The sequence below is a fragment of the Mesorhizobium sp. M7A.F.Ca.MR.362.00.0.0 genome (genome assembly GCF_004023175.1).
Taxonomy (GTDB): Bacteria; Pseudomonadota; Alphaproteobacteria; order Rhizobiales; family Rhizobiaceae; genus Mesorhizobium.
This window is the reverse complement of sequence record NZ_RZTF01000317.1, coordinates 1-7,619: the sequence shown is the minus strand read 5'-3', so window position 1 is coordinate 7,619 and position 7,619 is coordinate 1. Positions and strand designations below refer to the sequence as shown.

General features: G+C 61.9%; 11 protein-coding genes. 6 read left to right on the top strand and 5 right to left on the bottom strand.

Annotated elements, in window-relative coordinates:
- Positions 1 to 199 (top strand): hypothetical protein (locus tag EOC06_RS40965; RefSeq protein WP_206631268.1); only part of this gene is annotated, 199 nt, incomplete at its 5' end.
- On the opposite strand, the gene greA is transcribed toward EOC06_RS40965, so the two are convergent.
- Positions 196 to 669: a transcription elongation factor GreA gene (gene greA / locus EOC06_RS28285; RefSeq protein ID WP_013530066.1), complete on the bottom strand. Its 474-nt coding sequence runs from the start codon at positions 667 to 669 to the stop codon at positions 196 to 198. The genes EOC06_RS40965 and greA overlap by 4 nt on opposite strands.
- 270 nt (positions 670 to 939) lie before the next feature.
- Positions 940 to 1,479, bottom strand: coding sequence for a tetratricopeptide repeat protein (locus EOC06_RS28280; RefSeq protein WP_128309347.1), 540 nt, complete (start codon positions 1,477 to 1,479; stop codon positions 940 to 942).
- A gap of 141 nt (positions 1,480 to 1,620) precedes the next feature.
- Between EOC06_RS28280 and EOC06_RS28275 the strand changes: the two genes are divergently transcribed.
- Positions 1,621 to 2,046: a DUF3775 domain-containing protein gene (locus tag EOC06_RS28275; RefSeq protein WP_128309346.1), complete on the top strand. Its 426-nt coding sequence runs from the start codon at positions 1,621 to 1,623 to the stop codon at positions 2,044 to 2,046.
- Positions 2,047 to 2,232: 186 nt separating this feature from the next.
- Entirely contained in the window at positions 2,233 to 3,315 is a 1,083-nt protein-coding gene (locus EOC06_RS28270; protein WP_164898780.1) for an extensin family protein, read from the top strand.
- Between the two features lie 30 nt (positions 3,316 to 3,345).
- Here the strand turns inward: EOC06_RS28270 and EOC06_RS28265 are convergent, their stop codons facing one another.
- Positions 3,346 to 3,615, bottom strand: coding sequence for a hypothetical protein (locus EOC06_RS28265; RefSeq protein WP_128309344.1), 270 nt, complete (start codon positions 3,613 to 3,615; stop codon positions 3,346 to 3,348).
- Between the two features lie 172 nt (positions 3,616 to 3,787).
- Between EOC06_RS28265 and EOC06_RS28260 the strand changes: the two genes are divergently transcribed.
- Positions 3,788 to 4,594: an extensin family protein gene (locus EOC06_RS28260; RefSeq protein ID WP_127270418.1), complete on the top strand. Its 807-nt coding sequence runs from the start codon at positions 3,788 to 3,790 to the stop codon at positions 4,592 to 4,594.
- A gap of 12 nt (positions 4,595 to 4,606) precedes the next feature.
- Here the strand turns inward: EOC06_RS28260 and EOC06_RS28255 are convergent, their stop codons facing one another.
- Positions 4,607 to 5,320: a gamma-glutamylcyclotransferase gene (locus tag EOC06_RS28255; RefSeq protein WP_128309348.1), complete on the bottom strand. Its 714-nt coding sequence runs from the start codon at positions 5,318 to 5,320 to the stop codon at positions 4,607 to 4,609.
- A gap of 109 nt (positions 5,321 to 5,429) precedes the next feature.
- On the opposite strand from EOC06_RS28255, the gene EOC06_RS28250 reads away from it, so the two are divergent.
- Positions 5,430 to 6,137, top strand: a complete 708-nt coding sequence (locus tag EOC06_RS28250) for an LssY C-terminal domain-containing protein (RefSeq protein WP_128309343.1) — start codon at positions 5,430 to 5,432, stop codon at positions 6,135 to 6,137.
- Between the two features lie 12 nt (positions 6,138 to 6,149).
- Here the strand turns inward: EOC06_RS28250 and EOC06_RS28245 are convergent, their stop codons facing one another.
- Positions 6,150 to 7,172, bottom strand: a complete 1,023-nt coding sequence (locus EOC06_RS28245; protein WP_128309342.1) for an NAD(P)-dependent alcohol dehydrogenase — start codon at positions 7,170 to 7,172, stop codon at positions 6,150 to 6,152.
- Positions 7,173 to 7,299: 127 nt separating this feature from the next.
- Here EOC06_RS28245 and EOC06_RS28240 point away from each other — a divergent pair.
- Positions 7,300 to 7,619: LysR family transcriptional regulator (locus EOC06_RS28240; RefSeq protein ID WP_164898779.1), on the top strand; the 320-nt coding region annotated here is incomplete at its 3' end.

Genomic DNA, 7,619 nt, shown 5'->3' with positions numbered 1-7,619 from the left:
CTTCTCCCCGTATAACGACGGGGAGAAGAGAGCTGAACGCAAGGCCAGCGTCTATTCTGCTACGTTGAAAATCGGCGAAATCGTCGATGAGAGCATCTTTCTCCCCGTCACTATACGAGGAGAAATGCCCGGCAGGGCGATGAGGGGCGGCGCAAACCTCAGCTTAAAAATCGCAGCCGCGCCCCCTCAAATCCCCTAGATGAACTGCACCTGGACGATCTCATATCCCCTGGCACCGCCAGGCGCATTGACTTCGATGGCGTCGCCGACTTCCTTGCCGATGAGCGCACGCGCGATCGGCGAGGAGATCGAGATGCGGCCGGACTTCACGTCCGCCTCCTGGTCGCCGACGATCCGGTAAGTCTTCTTTTCCTCGGTGTCCTCGTCGACCAGCACCACGGTGGCGCCGAACTTGATCTTGTCGCCGCTGAGCTTGCTGACGTCGATCACTTCGGCCCGCGCGATATAATCTTCAAGCTCGTTGACGCGGCCCTCGTTGAGGCTCTGCGCCTCTTTGGCGGCATGATATTCGGCATTTTCGGACAGGTCGCCATGCGAGCGCGCTTCGGAGATCGCCTCGATGATGCGCGGCCGCTCTTCCTGCTGGCGCCAACGCAGTTCTTCCTTCAATGACGCGAACCCCTCGCCTGTCATCGGGACCTTGTTCATGATGCCTGACCTTTCCTGCTGCCACCCCCGCGTTTCGGGGAAAGCCTTGTCGATGGGTACAAAAAGAAAACGGGTCCGGCAGCCTCGGGCTAACGGAACCGTTTCACCGCAATTTCCCTGAATATAGCAATGTCAGCGGGTTTTTCACGCCCAAAAATCGGTTTTGCTAAAATCATCCCCGTTTTCATCAGCCAGGGCGGTGAATGAGGCTGGGGGCAACAAAAAGCGGCCGCGATCGCTCGCGGCCGCTTGGTAGAGCCTGGGATCTTTTCAGCTTCTCATGAAATGGTCGATCTGCTCGGCCAGCATGCCATATTCACGCGAACCCTTGCCGGTCCGCTTCTCGATTTCCATCAACTGCTGCTGAGCCCCGGCCAGATCGCCGATCTGCAGATGCGCTTCGCCGAGATATTCACGCACCAGCGTGTAGTTCGGATCGATGCGCAGCGCTTCCTCGTAATAGCCGAGGCCGACGGTGACGCGGCCGGAATGGCGGTGCGAATAGCCGAGATAGTTGAGGATGCGCGGATCCTGCTTGTTGGCGGCAAGGCTGAGCACGGCGATCGCCTCGTCATAGCGCCCGGCCATCGCCAACGCGTGGCCAGCATCATAGATGCTGTCGTCGTCGAGCATGCCCTCCTGGGGTGCGACGCACTTTTTCTTCTTCTTGTCCCAGACTTCGCCCTTCTTGCATTGGGTGACCGTCTGATCGCTGCCGCCACTGTCACCGCCGGCGGCGAACACTGGAACGGCAAGGAACTGCAGCGCGACAAGGGCAGTCGCCACCTGGATCAGCACTCTTTTATGCATCGAAGCCTCCTGGAGGGTGAGAATGCAACACTAACGCCGGTCGGCTTGCGTTTCATCCCGGAAAATTGCGTGCGGAGAACATCAGGTGACGGATGCCGCAAATCCGCTATCATCCGGCAAACGACCTGAGGGAGACGGCCCTTGCAGCGGCGGCTTGAAAAGGACTGGGAGCTTTCGATCGGCCCCGACACTGTGCGCCTGTTCATCCTCAAGGCCAAGGCGCTGAGTGCGGCCGTCAATGAAGACTATGCCGATGGCGCCGAGCATGAGGTCGAGCTCGACGGCGAGTCCCATGTCAACCATCACCATGACGGCCTTGCCGAGGAAAGCTCCGAGAATCTGACCGAAGAAGAGCTGCGCGAACTGATCAACGACCTCAATGTCGATGAAGCAGCCGAACTGATCGCGCTCGCCTGGGTCGGTCGCGGCGACTACGACGCCACCGAATGGGCGGACGCGCTGGGGGCCGCGCGCGAACGCGCCAACAAGCGCACCGCAAAATACCTGCTTGGCATGCCGCTGCTCGCCGACTGGCTGGAGGAAGGGCTGGAAGCGATCGGTGCGTAACGGAGCGGTTACCGTTCGTGATGCGGCCGAGGCAACCACCTTGCGTCGGCGCCGTTGACGGCGATGGGGTCGCTTATCTTTTCCCGAACGTTCAGGATCTTGTTCGTCATGGCCGTCACGGCCTTGCTGATGATGCCGGCCGAGGCGAGACATCGCCATCGGCATCACGAGCCGTTGACGCCGAGGATAGAGCAGCCGTTGACACCAAGAGCCGAACAGCCTCTTAAACCGCGAGGCGGAAAGCGCCTGAAACCACGAAGACATCGGTCGGTTACGCCGAAGCAGACACAGCAGAAAACGCAGTCTCCGCTGCCCTTGCCTGCCGATGCTCCGGTGCCTGGACCATCTGTTCCGGCACCAGCGCCCGGCATTCCGGTGCCGGAACCGCGCCCGGCGGACGCTCGGAAGGCTGACACTGCAAAGCCGCAGGAGCAGAAGACGGAAGCTCCGAAGACCACCGGCGCGCCCGAAGGTTCCAACGAAGAAAAATCCCGCCAGGAAAAGCAGGCACTCCCCGAGTCGTCAGTTCCCGAACCCTCAACCGATACCGAAAGCGAACCGGAGCCGCCCGCGGTCGCGCCAACGCCGACACCAAAACCCGACATCGCGGAGCCCGAGGCTCAGCCGCCCAACGTTGGCCCGCAGCCGCCGCAAAAGCCGGCGGACGCGGACGAGAAGAAGATGCTGCCCGATCCGCGCTCGGCCGATCTGCCCGACGAGAAAATGCCAGCCGAGGAAGTCGCCTGCCGCGAACGACTGAAGACGCTCGGCGTCGAATTCGAAGAACACAAGGCGGAAAGCCAGCCCGAAATCGGCTGTTCGATCCCATACCCCATCGTGCTGAAGAACCTTGGAAAGTCCGTCGCCATCGGCCCCGGCACCGAGCTCAATTGCAAGATGGCCGAGGCGACGGCGCGTTTTGCCGCCGATGTCATCCAGCCGGCGGCGAAAGCCGAATTCGGTGAGGACCTGAAATCGATCGGCCAGGCATCGGCCTTTGTCTGCCGGCCACGCAACGGCACCCGAAAACTGTCGGAACACGCGTTCGGCAACGCGCTCGACATCGCCAGCTTCACGCTGTCGGACGGCAAGAAGATCGAGGTCGGCCCGGCGCCGCCGGAGAAGGACGCCAAATTCCTCAATGCCGTGCGCAAGGCCGCCTGTGGACCCTTCAAGACGGTGCTCGGTCCGGGCGCCGATGCCGATCACTCCCTGCATTTCCATCTCGATCTCGAACCGAGACGGCATGGCGGGACGTTCTGCCAATAGCCGAAAGCGCACTCAGGAATTGGGCTAAATCTATTGCACAGCGCTCGGCGGGAGCGGCTTGTCGATCTCGGCCCTCATGATCAAAACACCACGTGTAAAATCATCAAAATCTTCGATACTCATGCTGCAAGTCTCTTGGACGAAACTTTTATGCCGGAATTGAACCACAACATACTTCTGCTGATCCCTGTCCAGCTTCAGAAGAAAGGCAAACGAATAGGGACTCCTGCGTAAAGTTACATACACTTCACGCAGATCCCGGGCGGTGAAGAACCGTTTTATCGTACGCCAGATCGACATTTACCCCTCCAACCGCAATTATTATAAAACTAGTAGGCGCCTTGTCGAAGATGAATTGCCCTCGCCGATGATCCGCGTGCCGCAATTCGGCCGCAGGCATGAACGCGGGCGCTGAGTTTTCCTTTACCCTTGATCGTTAAAATGCCGGATATCCATCAACGGGATTCCGCCAATGGCCGGCAAATTTCGGGCCGTGTTTTTCGCCACCGCGCGCCAGACAAAATATGCAGCAATGCTGACCGCCGGCCTGGCGCTGGCGGCGCTTTCCGCCTGCAACACCGGCAGTGTGCTGTCGCTGCAGCCGGCCGTCGACGTCGGCGCGCAGACGGCTGCCGTGCCGCAATATGCCGGCATGCAGAAGCTTGTCCCTTCCAATCCATACATGACGCAGGCCGCTTATCCGCGCATGGACGAGCCGATGTCGCCCGTCGAGCAGATGCCGGCCAGCGAAACCGACTGCCGGCAGCAATTGAAGCGTCTCGATGTCGCCTACACCGACCTGGCGCCGATCCATGAAGGCCAGTGCGGCATCGATTATCCGGTCAAGGTTTCGGCCATCGGCAACATCCAGATGAAACCCGCCGCAACCCTGACCTGCGACATGGCCGCCACCTTTGCCGGCTGGACGAAGAACGAGCTCGTCCCCTCCGCCCGCTGGCGCTATTTCTCCGGCGTCAAGACCATCCACCAGGGCTCCAGCTATTCCTGCCGCAGGATTGCCGGCGAAGGTGTCCTGTCCGAGCACGGCAAGGGCAATGCGCTCGACGTCATGAGCATCGAACTCAACAATGGCGACGACATCGACGTGCGCAAGCCCGGCCTGTTCGCCTTCCGCACCCGCGGCTTCCTCAACAATGTGCGCGCCGACGGCTGCCAGTACTTCACCACCGTGCTCGGCCCCGGCTACAACTACGACCACCGCAACCATTTCCATTTCGACATCAAGAATCGCAAGAACGGCTATCGCGCCTGCCGTTAGGGAGAGATCAGCCTAATCGGCGCCACCGGTTGAAGCGGCGATTTGCCGTGCAACCAAGTCCTGGATGCGCCAGAGATTCCGGTCGCGGATGCCGCTCTCTTCAAGCTTGCTCACGGTCCTGAACAAATACTGCGCCGAAGAGCCCCAATGACCGGCAGCCCGTGCCAGAGTGTCGGCAACCTGCTCCAACGGCAACCGGCCGGCATAGGCGCTGCCGTACGGCGCGGCGACGAAAGCCAAGGCACGCAGCGGCCCGTCCCTGGTCTTGACCTTGATCCAGCATGGCACGTTGGTTGGCGGGTTGGCATCGATTTCTCGGCGCATCAACTGGCCGAGTTGCCCGAAATGATCTTCCGCGGGCAGCCGATAGACGATGCCGTTGCAGCTGCCGCCTCGATCGAGCGCCAGCATCAGGGCCGGCAAATCGCGGGTTCCGCGCCAGCGGGTCAGTTTCAGGCAGAACGAGCGGTGCCATCCCGGCGCCGTGGCCGGGCGCTGCTCGACATAGGCGAATTCGGGGTTCCAGATCAACGACCCGTAGGCAAAGACCCAAAGCGTCTCGGGACGATGCTGCGAAAGCAGCTTGTCGACCACGCCATCGAACTCCGCATCGGTGTGCTCGCTGGTTCCGGGCTCTGGCCCGGGATCAGGTTCGACACGCTCAACTTGCGCGACAAGCTCGGCGGTCAACGCCATTGGCTTGCGGCCTGCCAGCTTCCGCTCCATTGCTGCCCCCGCGAGGAAACGATGGCCACGATAGACCGGCGGCGCGCTGCTGGCCATTGATTTCCAGGGTCCGTCAGGCAACAGATACCGCACGGATCGGGCGGCGTTCATGAGCCAGCGAAGTTTTCGGCGACGCGTTGCAATCTGGGTGGCGACCTTGCTGGCCGCCTATCTGGCGCTCGCCTATTTCGCCGCACCGGAATTCTGGACGTTTCACGATCGCGGCTTTCGCAAGCACAGCTTCGAGATGGTGACGCACACGCCGCAAGGCATTCCGGGCGATCCCATCAATGTCGGCCTTGTCGGCAAGCGAAAGGAAGTAGTCCATGCCTTTGCCGTCGCCGGCTGGGACACCGCCGACGCCGTGACCCTGAAGACCGCGATCGAGATCGGTGAAAGCGTGCTGTTCGACCACCCCTACCCCGATGCGCCGGTCAGCAGGCTGCTGTTCGATGGCCGCGCCCAGGATCTCGCCTTCGAAAAGCCGGAGGGCCTCAGCGCCGACCGCCGGCATCATGTCCGCTTCTGGCAGACCGATGCAAGCGGCGACGATGGCCGGCCGCTGTGGCTGGGCTCGGCCAGCTTCGATCGCGGCGTCGGCCTCAGCCACGACACCGGCGCCGTCACCCACCATATCGGCCCCGACATCGACGCCGAGCGCGATTTCCTGATGCGCGACCTGGCCACCGCCGGCACGCTGATCTCGACCAGCGATATATCGGGCGTCGGCGCCACCAGTACGGGACGCAATGGCGGCGGCGATCCCTATTTCACGGATGGCGAGGCAATTGTCGGCGTGTTGAAGCAGTTGCCCTGACCATCGCAAAAGTCAGTTCGTGGTGATCACGATCTTGCCGAACGGCCCTTTCTCCAGATGCTGCAAGGCTTGCGGCACCTCGTCGAAGCCAAAGAGCTTGTCGATGACCGGCTTGATCGCCAGCGCCTCGATCGCCTGATTCATACGTTCGAAGGCGCGGCGATGGCCAACCGACAGGCCCTGCACGGTGATGCGGTTGCGCATGAAGGGCATGATAGGGAAGCTGAGCTCCATCGCGCCCAACAGGCCGATGATCGACAGCCGACCATCGGCGGCGAGCGCATTCAGCGATCGCCGTGCATTGTCGCCGCCGACCATTTCCAGCACGTGGTTGACGCCCAGCCCATTCGTCAGCTCACGCACGGCCTCATCCCAGGCCGGTTGCGTGCGGTAGTTGATCCCTTGCCAGGCGCCGAGCTTTCTCGCCCGCTCAAGCTTTTCATCGCTGCTTGAGGTGACGATGGCGCGCAGGCCGAACGCGGTGGCGAACTGCAGCGCAAACAGCGACACGCCGCCGGTGCCCTGGATCAGAATGGTCTGGCCCGGCACCGGTCTGGTCGCTTCGGCCATGGCGAACCAGGCCGTCAGCGCCGCGATCGGCAATGTCGCGGCCTCGATATCGCCGAGCGATGGCGGCGCCAGCACCGCGGCGTCCTCGCCGAAGATGACATGGTCGGAAAGCATGCCCGACAGCGACGACCCCAGCGTGTGCTTATGCAGCACCGGCGGTGCGTCGCCATCCGGCCAATCGGCGATCACCTGGCCGAGCACGCGCTGGCCGACCTGAAAGCGGCTGACCGCACTGCCGACGGCCACCACTTCACCCACCGCGTCGGATGTCGGCACGAAGGGAAAGGCAAGGTCGGGGATCAGCACGCCGTCTACGATCATCTTGTCCTTGTAGTTGAGCGACACGGCCTTGGTCCGCACCAGCAAATCGTGCGGCCCTGGCTCGGGCACCTTGCCTTCCACCTGGCTTAGCCTCGACAGGCCAAAACCGCTCATCTGCCAAGATCTGTTGGTTGGGGTGCTCATGTCGTGTCGCGCTCCGTGCGTTGATGCCAGGCGAAACATTTATGCCTTTCGACTATAGAAAATAGTGCTTCCGTGCGGTATAATTTGACACTGATTGCGGATTAAAAGTCGACAATAGGAAATCGCCATGGAAACGGCCGACCTGCAAGGCATCGTCGCGTTTGTTCAGGCGGTGGAGGCCGGCAGCTTCACCAGCGCCGGCGAGCGGCTGCATGTGACGAAGTCGGCGATCGGCAAATCGATCGCGCAGCTGGAGCAGAGACTCGGCGTTCGCTTGCTGAACCGCACCACCCGCAGCCTCAGCCCGACCAGCGAAGGCGTCAGCTATTATGAAGCCTGCTCCCGGGCCCTTGCCGAGATCGAAGCCGCACAGTCGCTGCTTGCCTCGCGCCGTCAGGTCCCGTCTGGCCGGCTTCGGATCGACGTGCCGCTGGCCTTCGGCCGACG

Excerpts from the sequence above, each read along its gene's own strand:
- greA (WP_013530066.1), bottom strand. The coding sequence starts at position 669 with ATGAACAAGGTCCCGATGACAGGCGAGGGGTTCGCGTCATTGAAGGAA.
- EOC06_RS28280 (WP_128309347.1), bottom strand. The coding sequence starts at position 1,479 with ATGCATAAAAGAGTGCTGATCCAGGTGGCGACTGCCCTTGTCGCGCTG.
- EOC06_RS28265 (WP_128309344.1), bottom strand. The coding sequence starts at position 3,615 with ATGTCGATCTGGCGTACGATAAAACGGTTCTTCACCGCCCGGGATCTG.
- EOC06_RS28260 (WP_127270418.1), top strand. The coding sequence starts at position 3,788 with ATGGCCGGCAAATTTCGGGCCGTGTTTTTCGCCACCGCGCGCCAGACA.
- EOC06_RS28255 (WP_128309348.1), bottom strand. The coding sequence starts at position 5,320 with ATGGAGCGGAAGCTGGCAGGCCGCAAGCCAATGGCGTTGACCGCCGAG.
- EOC06_RS28250 (WP_128309343.1), top strand. The coding sequence starts at position 5,430 with ATGAGCCAGCGAAGTTTTCGGCGACGCGTTGCAATCTGGGTGGCGACC.
- EOC06_RS28245 (WP_128309342.1), bottom strand. The coding sequence starts at position 7,172 with ATGAGCACCCCAACCAACAGATCTTGGCAGATGAGCGGTTTTGGCCTG.